This window comes from Kitasatospora sp. NPDC017646 (assembly GCF_044329365.1).
Taxonomy (GTDB): Bacteria; Actinomycetota; Actinomycetes; order Streptomycetales; family Streptomycetaceae; genus Kitasatospora.
Genome location: NZ_JBIRJC010000002.1, coordinates 97372 through 115015, shown reverse-complemented (window position 1 = coordinate 115015; position 17644 = coordinate 97372). Strand labels below are relative to the sequence as shown.

16 protein-coding genes and 2 pseudogenes are annotated in these 17644 nt (G+C 71.2%); 7 read left to right on the top strand and 11 right to left on the bottom strand.

All coding sequences use genetic code 11. The features are described 5' to 3' along the window. Window positions 1-43: 43 nt before the first annotated feature. The 3 genes from ACH4J0_RS03535 to ACH4J0_RS03525 all read right to left on the bottom strand — a co-directional run bounded on the left by ACH4J0_RS03535 (window position 44) and on the right by ACH4J0_RS03525 (window position 2339). Entirely contained in the window at window positions 44-850 is an 807-nt protein-coding gene (locus ACH4J0_RS03535; protein WP_396236021.1) for a 2-keto-4-pentenoate hydratase, read from the bottom strand. Beyond that, window positions 843-1610: an NUDIX hydrolase gene (locus tag ACH4J0_RS03530; RefSeq protein ID WP_396236020.1), complete on the bottom strand. Its 768-nt coding sequence runs from the start codon at window positions 1608-1610 to the stop codon at window positions 843-845. The genes ACH4J0_RS03535 and ACH4J0_RS03530 overlap by 8 nt, the downstream gene beginning before the upstream one ends. 222 nt (window positions 1611-1832) lie before the next feature. After that, on the bottom strand, window positions 1833-2339 hold the full coding sequence (locus ACH4J0_RS03525; protein WP_396236019.1) for an ATP-binding protein: 507 nt from the start codon (window positions 2337-2339) through the stop codon (window positions 1833-1835). Window positions 2340-2560: 221 nt separating this feature from the next. Between ACH4J0_RS03525 and ACH4J0_RS03520 the strand changes: the two genes are divergently transcribed. After that, window positions 2561-3835 (top strand): transcriptional regulator, encoded by a 1275-nt coding sequence (locus ACH4J0_RS03520; protein ID WP_396236018.1) that lies wholly within the window; start codon window positions 2561-2563, stop codon window positions 3833-3835. A gap of 173 nt (window positions 3836-4008) precedes the next feature. Here the strand turns inward: ACH4J0_RS03520 and ACH4J0_RS03515 are convergent, their stop codons facing one another. The 5 genes from ACH4J0_RS03515 to ACH4J0_RS03495 all read right to left on the bottom strand — a co-directional run bounded on the left by ACH4J0_RS03515 (window position 4009) and on the right by ACH4J0_RS03495 (window position 8738). After that, the gene (locus tag ACH4J0_RS03515; RefSeq protein ID WP_396236017.1) at window positions 4009-5328 is read right to left on the bottom strand and encodes a helix-turn-helix domain-containing protein; all 1320 of its coding nucleotides are present in this window, start codon (window positions 5326-5328) and stop codon (window positions 4009-4011) included. Window positions 5329-5657: 329 nt separating this feature from the next. Continuing rightward, window positions 5658-6095 carry a hypothetical protein gene (locus ACH4J0_RS03510; RefSeq protein WP_396236016.1) on the bottom strand — a complete coding sequence of 146 codons (438 nt, stop codon included), beginning with the start codon at window positions 6093-6095 and terminating at the stop codon, window positions 5658-5660. Then, the gene (locus tag ACH4J0_RS03505) at window positions 6079-6987 is read right to left on the bottom strand and encodes a hypothetical protein (protein WP_396236015.1); all 909 of its coding nucleotides are present in this window, start codon (window positions 6985-6987) and stop codon (window positions 6079-6081) included. Before ACH4J0_RS03505 ends, ACH4J0_RS03510 begins: the two co-directional genes overlap by 17 nt. Window positions 6988-7437: 450 nt before the next feature. Then, window positions 7438-8346: a hypothetical protein gene (locus tag ACH4J0_RS03500; RefSeq protein WP_396236014.1), complete on the bottom strand. Its 909-nt coding sequence runs from the start codon at window positions 8344-8346 to the stop codon at window positions 7438-7440. Between the two features lie 44 nt (window positions 8347-8390). Beyond that, on the bottom strand, window positions 8391-8738 hold the full coding sequence (locus ACH4J0_RS03495; RefSeq protein WP_396236013.1) for a helix-turn-helix domain-containing protein: 348 nt from the start codon (window positions 8736-8738) through the stop codon (window positions 8391-8393). 109 nt (window positions 8739-8847) lie between these two features. On the opposite strand from ACH4J0_RS03495, the pseudogene ACH4J0_RS03490 reads away from it, so the two are divergent. The 5 genes and pseudogenes from ACH4J0_RS03490 to ACH4J0_RS03470 all read left to right on the top strand — a co-directional run. Then, window positions 8848-9315, top strand: a pseudogene (locus ACH4J0_RS03490) (TniQ family protein); the annotation flags it as partial. A 144-nt stretch (window positions 9316-9459) separates the two neighbouring features. Then, window positions 9460-10605 (top strand): hypothetical protein, encoded by a 1146-nt coding sequence (locus tag ACH4J0_RS03485; protein ID WP_396236540.1) that lies wholly within the window; start codon window positions 9460-9462, stop codon window positions 10603-10605. A gap of 43 nt (window positions 10606-10648) precedes the next feature. Beyond that, a complete protein-coding gene (locus tag ACH4J0_RS03480) occupies window positions 10649-11401 on the top strand; it encodes a TnsA-like heteromeric transposase endonuclease subunit (RefSeq protein ID WP_396236012.1) in 753 nt (250 codons plus the stop codon). After that, complete coding sequence (locus ACH4J0_RS03475) at window positions 11398-13485, top strand: Mu transposase C-terminal domain-containing protein (RefSeq protein ID WP_396236011.1); 2088 nt, start codon at window positions 11398-11400, stop codon at window positions 13483-13485. Before ACH4J0_RS03480 ends, ACH4J0_RS03475 begins: the two co-directional genes overlap by 4 nt. Next, window positions 13485-14588 carry a TniB family NTP-binding protein gene (locus ACH4J0_RS03470; protein WP_396236010.1) on the top strand — a complete coding sequence of 368 codons (1104 nt, stop codon included), beginning with the start codon at window positions 13485-13487 and terminating at the stop codon, window positions 14586-14588. The genes ACH4J0_RS03475 and ACH4J0_RS03470 overlap by 1 nt, the downstream gene beginning before the upstream one ends. Window positions 14589-14996: 408 nt before the next feature. On the opposite strand, the pseudogene ACH4J0_RS03465 reads toward ACH4J0_RS03470, so the two are convergent. Continuing rightward, window positions 14997-15053 (bottom strand): annotated as a pseudogene (locus tag ACH4J0_RS03465) (hypothetical protein); the annotation flags it as partial. 34 nt (window positions 15054-15087) lie between these two features. Between ACH4J0_RS03465 and ACH4J0_RS03460 the strand changes: the two are divergent. After that, a complete protein-coding gene (locus tag ACH4J0_RS03460) occupies window positions 15088-15267 on the top strand; it encodes a hypothetical protein (protein ID WP_396236009.1) in 180 nt (59 codons plus the stop codon). A 498-nt stretch (window positions 15268-15765) separates the two neighbouring features. On the opposite strand, the gene ACH4J0_RS03455 is transcribed toward ACH4J0_RS03460, so the two are convergent. Together ACH4J0_RS03455 and ACH4J0_RS03450 are read right to left on the bottom strand one after the other, a co-directional pair. Further along, window positions 15766-16611 carry a DegV family protein gene (locus ACH4J0_RS03455; RefSeq protein ID WP_396236008.1) on the bottom strand — a complete coding sequence of 282 codons (846 nt, stop codon included), beginning with the start codon at window positions 16609-16611 and terminating at the stop codon, window positions 15766-15768. Between the two features lie 102 nt (window positions 16612-16713). After that, the gene (locus ACH4J0_RS03450; RefSeq protein ID WP_396236007.1) at window positions 16714-17568 is read right to left on the bottom strand and encodes a hypothetical protein; all 855 of its coding nucleotides are present in this window, start codon (window positions 17566-17568) and stop codon (window positions 16714-16716) included. Window positions 17569-17644 lie beyond the last annotated feature (76 nt).

Genomic DNA, 17644 nt, shown 5'->3' with positions numbered 1-17644 from the left:
GCTTCTCCTCGGAGGAGAACGAGGGTGGATGGGAGCGCGGGCGTCAGAGCGCCCGGAGGCAGACCGGGGCAAGGCCGGCGCAGGAGGCGCGGACCGTCGTGGCGGCCTTGAGGGGGATGCTGGCGTGCACCGAGCCGGGCAGGACCACGTCCCCGGCGCGCAGGGCGCCCCCGAGGGTGGCCAGGCGCCGGGCGAGCCACAGCAGGGGGCGGAGCGGGTCGCCGAGCACGTCGCGGCCATGGCCGGCAGCGACGTGCTCGCCGTCGACGCCGACCTCGACGAGAGCGGAGCCGAGATCTGGCAGGCCAGTTGGGGGTGACGCGGGCCCGAGGACGAAGCGGGCGGCGGAGGCGTTGTCGGCGACGCTGTCCTCGAGGCCGATCCGCCAGTCGCCGTACCGGGTGTCGATGATCTCCAGGGCCAGGAACACCTCGGACACTGCGGCCTGGGCGGCTGCGAGGTCGATGTCGTCCCCGGTGAGGTCGGTGCCGAGCCGGAAGGCGATCTCCGCTTCGACGCGGGGGGCGATCAGCCGTGTGGTGGAGATCCCGGCTCCGCAGGCGACTTCCATGTCGGCGAACAGGACGCCGGAGTCAGGCTCGGTGACGCCCATCTGCTGCTGCATGGCGACCGAGGTCAGGCCGATCTTGTGCCCGACCGGCCTGCCGCCGGCGGCGGTCCGCAGGGCGGTGCCGTGCTGCTGGACGCGGTACGCGGCTTCCAGTGTCAGGCCCGGGAGCTGCCGGGCCATCGGGAAGGTCGGGAAGACGGAGAGCTCGGCGGCGCGCAGTTCACGCGCCGCCGTCTCCTCCTGCGTGGTGGTCGCGGTGGCCGGGCTGGTCTCACTCATCGGTCCTCCCGGATCGCCGGGCGGCGTAGTGCTCCAGCAGGGGCGCCAGGTAGTCCACGTGCTCCCCGTCGATCCCCGTCAGGTCGCCGGGACGGGCCAGCAGGGCGAGCTGGTCCAGTTCGGCGGTGCGGCCCTGCGCTGCCTCGGTGTCCACCAGGGCTGCGTACCAGCCGAGGAGGTCCTGCTCGGGCAGCGGCGGTGCGAGGTAGTGCACTCCGACGTTGCCGTGCTCCCCGACGGTGACCGCCAGCAGTACGAGCTGGGCCGGGGCCGCGTCGATACCGACTTCCTCGGCGAGTTCCTTCGCGGCCTGGCGCCGCAGCTCGCTCTCGTCGAAGGCCCTGTCGTGGAGCGGGGGCTCGACGTTGCCGCCCGGCAGCTGCCAGCGCCCCGGTGCGGCCGTCGACGGGGACATCCGTCCGACGACGATCCGGCCGTCCTCCACGGGCTGGGCCACGGTCACGAACACCGACGAGACGAGCGGGGCGCCGGGCACCCGTCGCAGCGCGAAGCGCCGGTAGGTGGTCCGCGCCCAGGAAAGCCGCACCGCTGGACCGTCCGCATCCAGGGCCGTGCACACCACGGCCGGACCGTCGAACAGCGACGGCTGCATGCTCACCGCCTTCTCCCAGACGCGGTCCATGCCTGCCTGGTGCTCGGCGGCCAGCACGGGAACGGGGGCCTCCACGAGCAGGAGGCGGGAGGCGTCCAGGACCCGGACGGGCCGGACGCTGGCGGGGATGGTGGAGGAGGTGTTCAACTCGGGTTGTCCCTTCGGGTGTTCTGCGGCATCAAGGCCATGCTCCTGTCCAACGTCGTTGCGGATCGGAAGGTGGTGGTGCCGGCCTCCTGAGGTGGTGCGGCCGGCGCCGGGTTTCCGCCCGGCCGGTGTGCCTGCCGTGGGAGTGCGGGCGGAGAGGGCGGGACCTGGGGTGCTCCGGTCGCTCCGGCCGTGGCCGGGGACGACATCGGAATGCCGCGGTCAGCGGCCGCGGAGCGGTATCGGAGACCTCGGGGGCCGCGCCAGGCGCCGCAGGACGGCCTTGGCGGCCCGGCTGGGGCGCATGACGAGCTGGCGCCGGGACAGCGGCTGCTCGGGCAGGGCGAGTTCCGCCCAGATCCGCTTGCCGCGCTTGGTCCGTTGGGCGCCGTAGTGGACGGCCAGCTGCTCGACCAGTAGCAGGCCGCGGCCGGCCTCCTCGTCCGGGGCGGCGATCCTCGGCTGCGGCAGCGTCGCGCAGCCGTCGTAGACCTCGACCAGGGCCTTGGCCAGTGCCGGGTTGACGTAGACGCCGATGGTCAGCAGTGCGCCCTCCGTGTGCTGGACGGCGTTGGTGACCAGCTCGGTGGTCACGACGTCGAACGCCAGACGGGTGTTGTCGTCCAGGCGCACGCGCCAGCGGGCCAGCAGTCTGGCCACCTGCTTTCGGGCGTCCGGCACCGAGGCCGGGGCTCGGACGATGAAGAACGACGCGGTGTGTACGGGCATGACGACGAACCCTTCGGGGGCAGGGCTGTGACGGGGAGGCTTCAACTCGCCAGAGACAGGGAAGAAATGGGCTTCACCTGATCGACCCGGGTGATGACTGTCAGTCAACTCCGGTCGGCGCTAGGCCCGCTGGTGCCATCAAGGGGGCCATTTCTGGCACCGGGGGCCGCTTTAGGGGGCCAGGATCGGCGACTGGAGGCTCAGATGCTTAGGGGACGGGCATGATGGCACCAGACGGCATCGGGGTGCTGCTGCGCGAGCGCAGGGAAGCCGCCGGCCGTTCCCGGGATGAACAGGCCCTGTTCCTGGAGCAGTTCCAGGACGGGGAGCGGTTCGACCCGGAGAACCTGAAACGATGGGAGACGGAGAAACGCCTGCCGACTCCCCGGTGGCACCCCCTGCTCGCTGACGGATACGGGCTGATGGTGCAGGAGATCGTCCGGGCCGTGGCAGAGTCCCGACGCTGGCGCAGGAGCGTGCGCCGCGCGGACGGCGTTGATCGGGAGGAGGGCACAACGGTGAAGAGGCGCAACTTCCTCGGTGTGGCGGCGCTGGCGACAGGGGCTGTGGCCCTGCCCGGCATCGCCGAAGCGCGCGAGGGCATCGATGCAGGCCTGTCCGGTTCGGATGCCGGTGATCTCGCCTACCTCGACGGGGCGTTCGAGCGCCACCGCGGCGGCTACCGGGGGCGGCCCCCGACCGTCGTCCTGGGCCAGATGCAGGCCGACCTCGACCTCCTGCGCGACGTCCTCGGGCGCCCGCACCAGGCCACCGCCCGTACCGACCTCGCCCGCACCGCGGCCGGGATCACCGGCCTCGTCGCGATCATCCAGCACGACCGCGGCGACCAGCGCGACGCGCACGGCTGGTTCACCACCGCCGAGCAGGCCGCCCACGAGTCCGGCGACCGGCAGATGCTTGCCTGGGTCCTCGGCCGCCACGCGATGGTCCACCTCAACTACGGCGCCCCCAACGCCGCCGCCGCCCTCGCCACGCGCGCCCGCTTCGAGAGCGGCCGGACCCCGACCGCCGCGGCGGCTCTGGCCGCCGCCGTCACCGCGCGCGCCCTCGCGGCGGCCGGCGACGACCAGGGCGCCCTTCGCGCCGTCGGCGACGCCCGCGACATCGCCGGGCACCTCGACGGCACCCAGGCCGCCGACACCTGGTTCGGCTACCCGATGCAGAAGCACCACGTCCACCTGAGCCAGGCGTTCACGATCATGGGCCGCACCCGCGACGCCTACGCCGAGCAGGAAGCCGCCCTCGCGCTCACGCGCTCCCCCTCGGTGATGACCCGGGCCCTGCTGGAGATGGACGCCGCCGCGTGCATGCGCGCCGACGGCGACCCCACAGCCGCGGCCGCCAAGGCCATCAGCGTGTGGGAGGACCTGCCGGCCGCCTACCGTGACGGCCTGGTCCGCACCCGCGCCGAAGCGCTTCACCAGTCGCTCGCCGGTGCGGCTCACGACCGGCTCGGGGAAGCGCTCACGAGCTGAGGACGGATCGGGAAGACCCCCTGCGGGGCCAGGGGCGCGTTCTCTCGGGACGGCGCGGTGGTGCGTCGGCATCGGCAGTCCTTCCGCAACGGGGATGGTGACTGCCCTCAGTGAACCGCCGGGCCGCCAGCCGGATCCGCAACAGGATTACGGGCCCGCAACCGCGTTACGGGTCAGCCGAGTTGCAGACCGGCGCGCTGGGCGAAGTCTCGGACGCCGGGCAGGCGACGTTCATGCCTCAGCAGACCGGAGGCCAGGTCGCGCACGCTGCCGCGGCGGATCTCCTGCGGAGCCGCCTGCTCGGCGGCGAGCAGGGCCTTGTAGCACTGCTCGGGCTTGCCCCACTGCTCGTAGGCGCGGGCCACGTCGGTGAAGAACCGGGCCTGGCGTTCGGCGGTCGGCAGCGCGGCCGGGTCGATGGTGGAGGCCAGCTCGATGGCCCGGCCGGCGTCGCCGAGCTCGTAGTGCACCGACAGGTGGTGCAGTGCGACACCCTGGATGCCGTCCACGAGGCCGGACGCCCGGCCGGCGGCGGCCGCGCTGTCGGCCGCCTCGCTGATCAGCGCGTGCGCGTAAGCCCGGTCGCCCGTCTTGGCGGCGGTGTACGCGGCGGTGGCGTACAGGTCGCCGCGGGTGGCCAGGCGGATCGTCTCGGGCACCGTGAGGTCGGCGAGCAGGTCCTCGGCGGCGCGGATCACGATGTCGGTGGCGCGGCCGAGGTTGCCCTGGCGGCGCCAGGCGCTGGAGACCATGCGCTGGGCCTCGGCGGTGATCAGCGGGTCGCCGCCGGCGCGGGCGGCGGTCAGCGCCCGGTCCGAGGTGATCGCGACCATGCTGTTGTCGCCGATCTTGATGCACACCCGGGCGGCCAGGTTGTAGTAGGCCGCCACCGCGCGGGCGGACTCCTCCGGGCTGCCGACCGCTTCGGCCGCCGCGATCCGGGCGGGAAGGGCCTGGGCGAGCGCGTCGTAGCGGGCGGCGCGGAACTCCTGCCGGGACTTTGCCAAGGAAGCCGCGACCGTCTGGGTGTCCGGCTCGCGCTGGCCGGGAACCCGGCCGGTGCCGTAGAGGATGAGGTCTTCCAGTGGGGCCATCGGCGACGTACTCGCGGCGGCGGCCTGCGAGGCGGCGATCTGAGGCGCGAACAGGGCGGCGGCGGCCGCAGTCAGGAACGGGCGGCGTCGCACGTCTTCGTCCTCCTCGGCAGCGGAAGTCGCGGCCAGCCTAGCGGAGGAGACCTTCGCACGAGGGGATCTCGGGCGCCGGACGGCGGGCTGCGGAAGAGCCATGAGTCGTTCCAGGCCGACGCCGAGCACTTCCGAGATGCGCCGTAGCGTCTCGATGCTGTTGACCGGGATCAGGTCCCGCTCGACCTGGGACATCCAGTCCTCACCGTGGTCGAGTTCGCAGGCCAGCCGCAGCTGTGTCCAGCCCCTGCGCTTGCGCTGGCCGGCGATGAACTTGCCGAACGAGAGGGTGTCGTCGACCGCCACAACCGGCTCCCGGCGCTCGTGTTCGGTCCATTACATTCAGCCACCGTAGCGGCTCGCGCAAGAGGGCGGCAGCGACATTTCGGGGATCCGGTGGCGTCGTGCGGCGGTGCACTGGAGATGGCCCGCGAGGTCCGCCAGCCGAGAGCCCAGTGACCCGAGGGCCGTCACCCGCACGACAGCCCTCTGAGCCTGGTGCTTCGTCCCGGCGCCGCAGCGAAGGGTCGCCTCCCCCGACCGAACCGAAGGGAGGCGACCCTTCGCTGCACGGGCACCGTGCTCAGCGGCCGACGCGATCATGCCGTGCGGGTCATGCGTTCCGCGCTGCGGGGTCACCGCCTTCTTCGGCGTGCGAGATCACGGCAGCGGTCCACGAGGTCCTGGACGGTGCCCTCGTCCATCGGCGCGAGACCGGCCGCCGAGCAGCACCGGGGCTTCGTGCGTTTGCCCTCGGGCGGGGCGTCGAGCCCGATCAGCTTCCACAGGCGCGCGTAGACGTTGCGCTCCGGGTCCTGCTCGTCGTGGGGCCCGACCATCACGATCCACGCGGTGCCGTCGCCGTCGAAGGCGACGATCGCGCGGAGGTTCCCGAAGAGGTGCTTGACGCACATCCGGTCCACGGGCGCGGGCCCGGTGAGCCGGTAGTCCAGGGCGCCGCAGCCGCGCTGTTCCAGGTCGTACGTCCAGTCGAGAAACGACTTCTTCTCACGTCCCCGCAGGGCCAGGGCGTCCGCCGCGGCGATGTCGGTTGTCTCAACGGTCGTCGGCACCGGATTCCTCGTCGTCCGCTTCCATGCGCGCCCGGAGTTCGGCCAGGCTGATTCCCTCGCCGCGGCGCATCTGCCCCAGGCTCTCCTGGAGGCGGTCGTCCTCCAGCAGCTTCTGGTCCTGCAACCGCTGCCACACCGCCTCGGCGAGGCCGCGCTTCTTGCCGGCCGCACGCAGATCGTCCACGAGGGTCTTGACCTCGTACAGCCGCCGCGGGTCGAGGACCTTCACCGTCGTGCCAGGCTCCTCCGTGGCGGTGAGCAGGCCGGCCTCCGCCCACGCCTCAACCGTCCGACGCGACAGGCCGAGCAGATGTGCGGCCACGGATACACGGATCGGCTTGGCATCCTCAAGGATGCTCTCTCTGGCCGCCTGAATGTGCCCTATGGCCCCCGAGCCATCCCCGGACTCCGAGGCGACTACAGCCGCGTCCAGCTCGGCCACGACGGACAGCAGGTTCGCGGGGTCCGACCGGTCGTAGGTCGGGAGGCGCCGCTGCCGCCCGGGACTGGCAGCCCACACTAGACACTGGGTGTCGAACACCAGCATCGGTGCACGGTGTTCGCCCTGCTCCGAGAGGTCCCTCAGCAGCTCGCAGAGGCGCTTCCAGTGTTCAACACCCTCGGCGGCCGACTCCTCTGGCTTCGTGTCGGCCTTGGGCTTGCCGTGCTGCTTGGCGTTTCGGAGCCTGGGAACCAAGTCCTCGTAGGCCTGGTAGAGCAACTTCTCCATCACCCTGGACGCAACAACGACCATCCGAGACCGCACGGCGGCCGCTAGGTGTTCGGCGAGATCCGGATCGTCCGGGTCGCCACAGAAGACGACCACCGGAGTCTCGTCGCGGTCTTCGTGTCGCCGGATCTTGGGTGGGTCTTCGGTCGGTGTCCTGTTCATGGGTCCGCCCTCCATCGCTTACTGCCGATTATTGCCCAGAAAACGGCAGCAGCAAGGCGGCAGGGCAAGGGGCAATCAGGGAGAACACCACCCGGCTCGACACAACGCGGGGCGCCGGCTCATCTGCAACGAGCTCGGCGCCTCCGCGCAAGGACAGCACCCGGCCGCCCGCTGGAAGTTGACCGCCAGCCGACCGAGGCTCCTCCCGTCCAAGGGCTCCTCTGCGGAGCATGGGGCCGGCGTCACGAGCGGGGCCTTATGGTGTGTTTTGGATGGATAAGGGTGCAATTTCGCACCCTTACGAGAGCATCTCCGGGTGCAGTGAGGCCGGAGCTGTTGACCGAGGACGGTCAGATCCCCGCGCTGTGCGGGACGGGCGTAGTTGCCGCCCTGTGAACCTGGCGGCCGATCCCGCGTGTGCGGTGACTCCACGACGACGTGGCCTCCGGGTCAGGCGTCAGCCAGGTAGTCGGGGAAAGCCCGGCTGACGTCGGAGGCCCTTCGGTAGCTGCCGACAAACGGCCGGAGCACGTCCATCGTGGCCGCGTTCACGTGCAGGAGCATCCGCAGGTTCGGCGCGGGCGCCGCGAAGGGCTCCGGCGCCCACTGGTCGCCGGACAGCCCAGGATGGGGACTGACGGCCCAGGGCGGCATGTCGGGCGCGAGCAGGGCCTTGAGGTCCAGTCCGCCGCCCGGGGACGCCGCACAGTCCTCCTCCTCGTGGCCCACGACCGGGGCGGCGTCGCCGTTCCACAGCGGTCGGGTCTTGAGGAGGTCGCGGACTTCGGCCGACAGGAGGGGTGTGACCTTGCCCGTCGCCTCGGCTGCGCTGTTAGCAGCCAGTGCCACGGGCTCGCCGGTCGGCTCGTCCGCGGCGGACGCGGCAGGTTCGTCCACGTGCTTGGCGACCGGGGTTAGCGCGGTCACGGCCGGGGTCCGGACCGTCCCCGCGTGCAGGAGGTGCCAGGTGATGGCCCGGCGAGTGACGGCGGTGAGGGGCATGGAACGCGCTTCGCGGGGGTCAACGTGCTCCATGGCGACCGCTTCGGCCAGGTGCTCGCTGGTGAGGTGGGCGAAGCGCTCGGTCAGCCGGAAGAGTGCCACGTCGGGCAGGGAGATCAGTTTGGCCGGGATGATCTCCCGGTAGTGGCCGCCAGCGAGTTGGCGGGCAAGCCGGGTGGCCGTCTCGACGTGGGGCTCGTCGTTGAACTGCCGGGCGGTCGGGATGGACCAGAGGCCGGCATCCGGGTGGTCGGATTCCGGGGACCGCTGATAGAGGAGGGCTCGGCCGGCGAAGTCCATCAGGAGGAGGCCGACGGCTGTCGCCGTCGGCCTCTGCGCGGTCCCGCTGTCGCTCACCCTTCCAGGGTAGGCACGGCGTGGGTCCTGGGGGTCACGCGACGCTACGAGGCACCCGGTTGCCGTATGCCGACACCCCTCCTTCTCCGGGGCGGGGCGTCGGTGCTGGCGATGGGCGGCGGCAGCTTGGCGATCAGCTTCTCGGCTGGGGTATCGGAGAAGAGGTCGGCGATCTTGATTCCGAGAGCGTCGGCGACGCCGGGGAGCCTGTCCACGCTGATGCTGGTCCGGCCTGCTTCGACCCCTGCGTAGAAGGGCCTGGAGAGGCGTGCGGCGTTGGCGGCCCTGGTCTGACTGAGCCCTCTGGCGGTGCGGATCTCGCGTAGGCGCTCGGCGAAGACCATCCGGTAAGGGTGCACCGGCGTGTCGGATGTGGTGTCCGGCTGTGGCATGCGCCGCACGGTACCCCATCCAATTCTGTAAGATATCTGTTACACCTTCGAACGTGCGCCGGGGGAGGGCGAGTTGGGGTTTGAGGACGCGTTACCTCGCCGCTCCAATGTGCCCGATGGCGGCCCCCGGCTGGCCGTTGTTCCCCGTGCGAGGCGCCTGCCGGCGGTCCGTGTTCCGGAGCCTGGTGAGTCCTTCGCGTCGTGGATCGACCGTGCCGCCTTCGACCTGCATATCGGTCCAGGGCAACTCGCCCAGCTCTTGGGCCTGGAGATGCGTCCGGCGTCCAACCGGCCGCTCTTCTACGGGATCACGCTGACCCCGCAGAGCCTTCGTAGTCTTCGGGAGGCAACCGGCTTGCCAGCCCCAGTTCTTCGGGGCATGCAGCTGGCAAGGTTCGAGGGTGGGGCGCTCAGCTTCGAGGGGCTGGATCTGACGTCCGAGCAGTCACTTCGGCGGATCTGGATGCAGGAGTGGGTGCAGCTGTACGCGAGCAGGGCGTGCCCGACATGCCTGGCCGATTCGCCGGCATGGCCGCTGTGGTGGCGGCTGCAGACGGCGGCGGTGTGTCCGCTGCACGGTGTGCTGCTGGTGGACGTGTGTCCGTCGTGCGGGATCAGGCTGCGGCGCGGGAACCGGGGTCTTCACCGTGGCCTCCTGTCACGCGGCGGACCAGTCGATCCTGCCCTGTGTGGGAACCGGGCGCCGAAGGCGTCAGGTCCGATGCCTGACCTGTGCGACCAGGTGGTGGCGGAGATTCCGTCTGTGCAGGGGCCGGATGCTCTGATCGAAGCCCAGCGGCGAGTGCTGGAGGCTGCGGACGGGCGCCCTGTGGCCTTGGCGGGCGAGCGTGTCACCTCGGCGGCCTGGTTCGCCGCGCTGAGGTTCTTGACGGCGGTGGTCCGCTCCGCCGCGACCGACAGCCACCTCGCGGTCCTTCCGTCCGGCCTGGCGGCGCCGTTCGCATCGCGTCTGGCGGAGCGCCGGGCCAGGGGTGCCGGAGGGGGGCAACTGACGACCGGCCCGGTCGATGCGCTGGAGGCCGGCGCCGTGCTGCTGCTCGTGGACGGCGTTGTCGGCGCGCCGGACCGGGAGGAGGCCTCGGAGAAGCTGCGGCCGTGGATCGAAGCGCTGATGGCTCAGACCCGGGCGAAGCGCTATCCGGACCCGGTGCGGAAGATTCCTCGGCCGGCCGTGCTGGCGGAACTGGTGGCATCGGTGACGCCGCGTACCCGGCGCGTGCTGGACGCTGCTCCGGTGCAGCACGCGGGCTCAGCGGCGCTGGAACCGCGCCATGTGCCTCACCTGATGGTCAGCCATGACTACGACGAGCTGGTAGCGCCCCTGCTTCCGGGGGTGAATCGGCAGGCGGCGCGGCGGCTGAGCGCACTCGCGCTGGCTCGGCTCGGGCGCCGCTGTACGTGGCTGGAGGCGGGCGACGTGATCGGGATGGACCGGCTGCTGGCGAAGCGGGCTTCGAGTGGCTTCTCCTCCCGGGTCGCGGACCCGGACGGATTCTGGGCCGCGGTCGGCGAGGCGGCAGCGCGGATGCGGGAGCGCGGGCTCGTGGACTACGCGCGCCGCCGTGAGGCCCTGGCCGACCTGCGAACGGTTCCGCGGGTGGTGATGTTCGCGGCGTCGCGGCCAGCAGGGGTCAAGGTCACGACTGAGCGGTGCCGGTACGGCGCGGTGTGGCTGTGGACCGAGCTGACCAGCGGTGATGTCCGGGAAGCGCCCGCGTACGCGGGCGCCTGGCATTTGCCCGCGACTGGTCACGGCTGGTGGCAGTACCGCAGGAAGGTCGAGGCCAAGATCTCGGATGCCTTGCTGGAGTGGGGCCTTGGCCTGGTGGACGACAGAGAGGAGTAGGCGGGTGGGTTCGAGGACCTCGCGACCAGGAGGAGGAGTACGTGTGAGAAGTCAGGTGGTACAGCCGCTCTCTGGGCTTCGGGGCTCGGTCATGGTCCATTTCTGCGATGAGGCTGGCGACGAGCGTCTGGTGGCGGCCAAGGAGGCGGCCGAAGTGCCATTCGAGCACGGCTTTCCCGTACGAAGCATCCCGTCCTACAAGGGGCAGCGGCACACGCCGGGTTCGTACTGGTCGGCGAGTACGGGGCGGATGGTCGAGTACGAGAGCTTTCTCGAATCGCAGTGGATGACGCTCCTGGACTTCGACCCGAGGGTGGCGGCCTTCGTGAGCCAGCCGATGACGCTGCTGGGCGAGGATGAGCACGGACGCTGGTCGCACGTTCCGGACTTGTTCGCGCGGCGGTTCGACGGCTCCGTGCTCCTGGTGGACGTGAAGGCCGGCCGGTTCGCGGACGTGCCAAAGACGGTGTTGCAGCGCGAGCGGACTGCTGCGGTGTGCGATCGACTGGGCTGGGACTACGAGATGGTCAGCGAGCCGGATCCGCTGCGGCTGGCCACCGTGTCGTGGCTCGCCGGCTACCGTCGGCCGCTGCACGCGGGAGAAGGCCTCGTCGACGCGCTGATGACCGTGGCACAGAACCCGGTGGCGTTCGGGGACTTGGTGGCGTTCCAGGCCGTTCCCGAGGTGGCGCGGGCGGTCGCGTTCCACCTGATGTGGCGCCATCAGCTGGTGTTCGACATGTCGCGCCCGCTCGCGGACTCCACCTGGGTCCGTGCCGTGGGAGGCGTTCGGTGAGCGTGCATCGGATCGCCGTGGCGGACTGGATCTCCTTCGAGGACGAGCGGCACCAGGTCGCCCGCGTGGACGGCGCAACTGTCCAGCTGCGGTCCGAGACCGGCCGCATCCAGACGATCATGCTTTCGATCCTGCTCGTGGACCCTTCCTTCCGGCAGGACGTGGATCCCCCCGCTCCATGTGCAGGCAGTGACACGGGGGACGTGGACCCGGACGGTGTGCTCGCCGCGCTCGACCCTGCTGTCCGGCAGAGTGCGCTGGATCTGGAGGGGCATCTACTGGAGCTGGCGACCGGGTACCGATCCGGCGACTCCCTGCGGGCCGGCAAAGGCGAACCGCGTGAGCAGTTCAGGCCGGAGCGGCCGTTGGTGGAACGCGAGGCCGCGAAGGCGGCGGAGCTCGGGCTGACCGCGCGCCGCATCCGGCAGCTGCGGCGTGCCTACCGCGAAGAGGGCCTGTGGGCGCTGGTGGACAAGCGCAAGGCCCGCATCAGCAACCCCTTGCGGAATGTCGATCCGCGGGTAGTGCAGGCTATCCAGGAGCAGGCCGCCGCGGAGAAGAGCGACAGCTCGGCGACGATCGGCGGACGGTTCTACCGGCGCACCCAGAACCGCCTGGACGAGGCGTACGGGCCCGGAACCGTGCCGATGCCCAGCCGGGACGTGTTCCGTCGCGCCGTGGATCTCCTGGTCCGCCACAGTCCCGCCGGGCCCGCTCTGCGGCGCCAGCAGGCCGGCAACCAGCCGAATCGCCCGTTCGGCAACGTAATCGCGACGCGCCCGGGTGAGGTCGTGATGCTCGACACCACGCCGCTCGACGTGATGGCGTTCGACCCGGGAACCGGAACAACGATGCGCGTCGAACTGACGATTGCTCTCGACGTGGCGACGCGCTCGATCCTGGCCTGGCGGCTCACCCCCGAGGGCACCAAGGGAATCGATATCGGCCTGCTGCTGTCCGACGTGATGACGCCGGAACCGATGCGGTCCGGCTGGGAGGACGCTCTTCGGTACCGCGCCCTGATGGTCCCGTTCGAACGGAAGGTCGGCCTGGACGAACGTCTCGCCGAGGCCGCGGCCCGACCGGTCGTCTACCCGGAGACCTTGCTGTACGACCACGGGAAGCCGTACAAGAGCGAGGTCCTGCGGCGCGCGTGCGTCCGCTGGGGAATCAGCCTCCAGGACGCCCGAAAGCTCACTCCTACCGACAAGCCCCAGGTTGAACGACTGTTCGGCAGGATCAGGTCCCAGTTCTCCGAGCACACGGCTGGCTACAAGGGCAGCAACGTCATCGAGCGTGGCCTGACCGTGGACGAGCAGGCCCGCTGGACCATTGATGACCTGGATGAATTCTTCGCCGAGTACGTCATCGGGGTCTACCAGCGGGACCACCACGCTGGATTGCACCTGCACGGCTTCCCTGCGCTGCGGATGTCGCCGAACGAGGCGTATCGGTCAGCAATCAGAGCGGCTGGCCTCGTGGCGTGCCCGCGTGACCCGAATATGTACTACGAACTCCTGCCGATCGAGGGCCGCACAATCCAACCCGGCGGCGTCCAGCTGAACTACCTCACCTACAACGCTCCGGTGCTCTACCAGTACCGCAATGCCACGGCTCCCTATCCGGACGGCCTCTGGCCGATCCGATACGACCCTCGGAATGTGTCCCAGGCGTTCTTCCTGGACCCCGCGGACGGCCGGTGGCACGTCCTGCGGTGGACGCATGCGCTGTCCGAGCACCAGCCGTTCACCGACATCACCCTGCGGGAAGCGCGCCGCCTCGTCGCCGCCCGCGGCCACGGAGCCGACGACCAGGACCAGATCGCAGCCGCCCTGGTCGATCTGCAGAACCGTCTCGACGCTCCCGAAACGTGGCGCACGGACCGCAAGCGGTCCTTCCGCGACCGCACCCGAGCCGCCGCGCAGGCCACCGACCAGAACCGGTTCCGGCCGGCCGTTGACGACCACCCGCCGCTCACCGTCATCCAGGGCCACGGGAAATCCGACCAGGACGACGAGGGCGCCTGGGACATCGACCCGACCACGATCAAGGCTGCCGAAATCTGGCAGCCGGGAGAGAGATGATGCGGTACTTCGCCCACCCGGGACTTTCCGAACCCCGGACGAAGGAGCAGTGGCGTGCCTACGTCGACGCACCGCTCCCCACGCGCCCCGAACTGCCGCCGTACGCGGTGTACAAGGAGCTACCGGAAAACGACCGGGAGCTGCTGGACGAGCAGCGTCACGCCTACCACAGCGCCCTGGTGCTGGTGCGGACCGCGCAGATGCAACGCCTTCACGCGGTCATCCGGCGCCGGATGCTCGCCAACGCCGACCAGGCGGCCGGTGCCAGGCGCGGCATCGTCCTGGACGGCCCCCCGACCATCGGTAAGTCCACCCTGGTCAAGCTGTTCGCCGCCGACCACGAACGGCGCCTTCGGCGTCGGCATCCTGAGAAGTTCGCGGTCGGCTACCAGGTCGACGGGATGCTTGTCGACTACACGCCTGTCGTCTACCTCAACGTGCCCACACAGGCCACTCCCAAGGACCTGTCGACCCTCCTCGCGCACTACGTCGCGATGCCCTATCGCCCGGGGTCTACGAAGACACAGATCACCGATGCGGTCCTCAGGGTCCTCGAGATGGTGGGCACAGAGCTAGTGATCATCGATGACGCCCACTTCCTCGATCTTTCGGCGCGCGAAGGCCGTGTGGCGAACGAGCACTTGAAGTACCTGGCCAACCACACAGCTGCGACCTTCGTCTATACGGGGGCCGACCTCAAGAAGAGTGGCCTGTTCCTGGAAGGTCGCGTCGGGAACCAGGCCACCCAGACCTCCGGGCGTAACTCCCTGTACCAGGTCAAGAAGTTCGGGACCAGCGACACTGACCGAACCGAGTGGGTCGCCACCATCAAGGCGTTCGAAGACGCCCTCTCGCTTTACCACCACGAACCCGGCCTGCTCGCCCGCCTCGCGCCGTACCTCTACGACCGCACGGACGGCAGCATCTCCGCACTCTCCGACCTCATCCGTGAGTCCGCCATCGAAGCCGTTCTTAGCGGCAAGGAGGCCATCACCCGCACCCTCATGGACCGCGTCGAGATCAGCCACCTCGCCGAAGCGGCCTACCGAGCCGTCACCAACACCCGAACGAAAAAGGCCCGGCAGTCTCGCCTCACAGGCTGACGTGATCCAGAATGGCCCTCTGGCCAGGAAGCCTCGACCCCGCAGGCGCGGGATTTGCCTCTGGAGCGATTCGCTCTCGCGGGCGAACGCGATCGACCCCGAGCGTTCCGGGGGAATCGGAAATCTTTGCCGCTCAGAACCTTGTTCTGGGCCGTGCGGAGAAGGTTTCCTTATGCTGGTCACACGGGCAGCTGAGGAAATCCTCACGGCTGTCCGACACAGGGCGTCGAGCTGTTCGAGAGTGGCGCGGTTGAGGCTGACGGGTGGTCGGGGCGGGCCGGCCCCGGGCGGACCACCGGCGCCTCCGGGAGCCTGGACGGGAACCGGAGCCTGCGCCGGCTCGCCGACCAGGATCTGTTCCCCGTCCGTCAGGACGCGGGCCAGGTTGAGACCCCGGGTGTCCGTCTCCGGCAGCGGACCGCCCGCGGCCCGCAGGGCGTCGGCCACCCGCGATCCCCCGGGCAGGGTGTGCAGGCCCGGCAGATGGACCCGACCGCCGATGTCGATGACGACGGCGGGCCCCGCGCCCGGGGCCGAAGCGGCCTCGGGCGGCCCGGCCCCGCTGCCGGGCGTGGCATCGGCGGCGGGCGAGCCCGACTCGGGCGGCGCGGAGGCGGCCACCAGCGCCGGAACGGCCACCGCCTCCGGCCTGGCCAGCCAGAAGTGCTGCACGGCGTAGCCCACCGCGAAGAGCAGCAGGATGGCCAGCCCGGCCACCGCGCGCCGGTCGAGTGCCAGCACCGGGGCGAGCCGCAGCCGCGCCGCCCCTGCGTCCGGCGGGTCGGGCACGTCCACTGCCCCCGGAGGCAGCGCCACCGGCTTCCCCGTCCCCGCAGCTGCCGCCGGAGAGGAAGCAGCGGAGGGCGGGGACGGCGAAGACGGAGGAGGCTGCGAAGGGGGAACAGCAGGCGCCGCGGCCTCCACCGGTTCCTCGTCCGTCGGCAGCAGCGCCGCCATCCGCAGCCGCACCGTCTCGTTGATCGCTTGGCGCTTCGCCGCGCCCAGGCCCATGGTCGTCATGGCGAGGACGCTAGGAGCCGTCCGGCGAGGGCGCAGAAAACACTGAAAGCCTGTGGACAACCCGGGGGCTGTGGATAAAAAACGTCACTCACACGGGTGGTCGGCCCATGCCCACGTTGACCGACGCGCCCCGCTCCGGGGCAAGCTCCGCCCTGCCTCAGCGCGGAGCGACCACCACCGCGAGCAGTCCCGGCCCGACGTGGGCGCCGATCACCGCCCCGACCTCCCCCACGTACAGGTCCCGCAGCCCCGGCACCCGCGCCCGCAGCCGTTCCGCGAGCGGCTCGGCCCGCTCCTCGGCCGCCAGGTGGTGGACGGTGATGTCCACCTCGTCCTCCCCCGACCGCTCGACCGCGATCTCCTCCAGCCGCGCGATCGCCCGCGACGCCGTCCGCACCTTCTCCAGCGGCTCGATCCGCCCGCCGTCCAGGTGCAGCAGCGGCTTGACCGCCAGCGCCGACCCGAGCAGCGCCCGCGCCGCCCCGATCCGCCCGCCCCGGCGCAGGTGCTCCAGGGTGTCCACGTAGAAGAAGCCGCTGGTCCCGGCCGCCCGCCCGGTGGCCGCCTCGGCCGCCTCCGCCAGGCCCCGGCCGGCCTCGATCGCCCCGGCCGCCGCCAGCACCGCGTAGCCGAGGGCCATGCCGACCAGCCGGCTGTCCACCACCCGGACCGGTACGGGCGCCTTCGCGGCCGCCAGTCGGGCGGCCTCGACCGTGCCGGACAGTTCGCCGGAGAGGTGCACGGACACGATCCCGGTGGCCCCGGCCTCGGCGGCCGCCCGGTAGGTGGCGGCGAAGGTCTCCGGGTTGGGCCGGGAGGTGGTCACCCGCTGCTTGCCGCGCAGCGCCTCGGCGACGTCCTTCGGGGAGATCTCGACGCCCTCGCAGAGGACCGAGTCGCCGACCGCGACGCTCAGCGGGACCACCGTGATCCCGTGCCGGTCGACGGCCTCCTGCGGCAGATAGGCCGTGGAATCGGTGACGAGTGCGAGGTCGGAGGGCATGAGCCGGAGGTTACTCCCCGTTCGTCCGGGACGACAGCGTCCGTCCCCTCGCCGGGCCGGAGGCTCCGACGCTCCCGGGGAAGGCCCCGACACGACCCGGACTCAGCCCGCCGAAGGCCCCGTCGAGGGCCCCGCAGAAGACCCCGCAGAAGACCCCGTCGAAGGCCCCGTCGAAGGCCCCGTCGAGGGCTTCCGCAGGCGCTGCGCCAGCTTCGCCAGCGGGTCGGCCAGCCCGAGCAGGTCCTCCGCGCTCGGCCGCCCCTTCCCGTCCGTCAGCCCGGCCCGGGCAGCCCCGCCGCCCGGGGCCCCAGCAGCACCACCCGCACCGGCCGACCGAGCCGCCGACCCAGCCGAAGCGCCCGTACCGGCACCACCGACCCCAGCGCCGGCGCCCCCGCTCCCCACCGTGTCCCAGTGCCGCAGCGCCCCCGCCTCGCTCTCGCACTCCTGGCTCAGCCGGCTCAGCTCGTCGTCCGCGAACCGGTGCATCCTGTCCTGCGCCGCCCACCGCATGGTCTCCGCCGCGTGGGTGATCCGCTCCGCCCGCTCCCGCAGTTCCGGCAGCTTGGCCGCGGTCCGCGCGGTGTCCGGTTCGCGCTCCAGGAGCCGCAGTTCGCCGTCCAGCTCGGCCGCGTGCACGTCGAGCCGGGTCAGCAGCGCGAGGGACTCGCCGAGCTGGCTGTCCTGCGCGAGCCCGCCCTCCAGCACCTGCCGGGTGCCGTCCAACGAGGTCCGCAGCTTGAGTCGGACGGTGGCGATCTGCGCCGGCGGGCCGACCTTGGTGTAGGTCTTCGCCTTGAGGGTGGCGGTCTGGACGGCGCGCCGGGCGTTGGCCTCGTGCTTCTCGACCTTCGCGGCGACGGCCTTGGCGGCCTTGACGGTACCGACCACCGCCAGCACGAGGGTCGCGATCCCGAAGAGCAGGACCAAGCCGATCATCACGCCGAACACGTCCATCGCGCGTCACCTTCCGCCACCGTTCCGGCCCCCACCCGGCCCAACCCGGGCCGCGATGCCGAGGGTTCCACGGTAG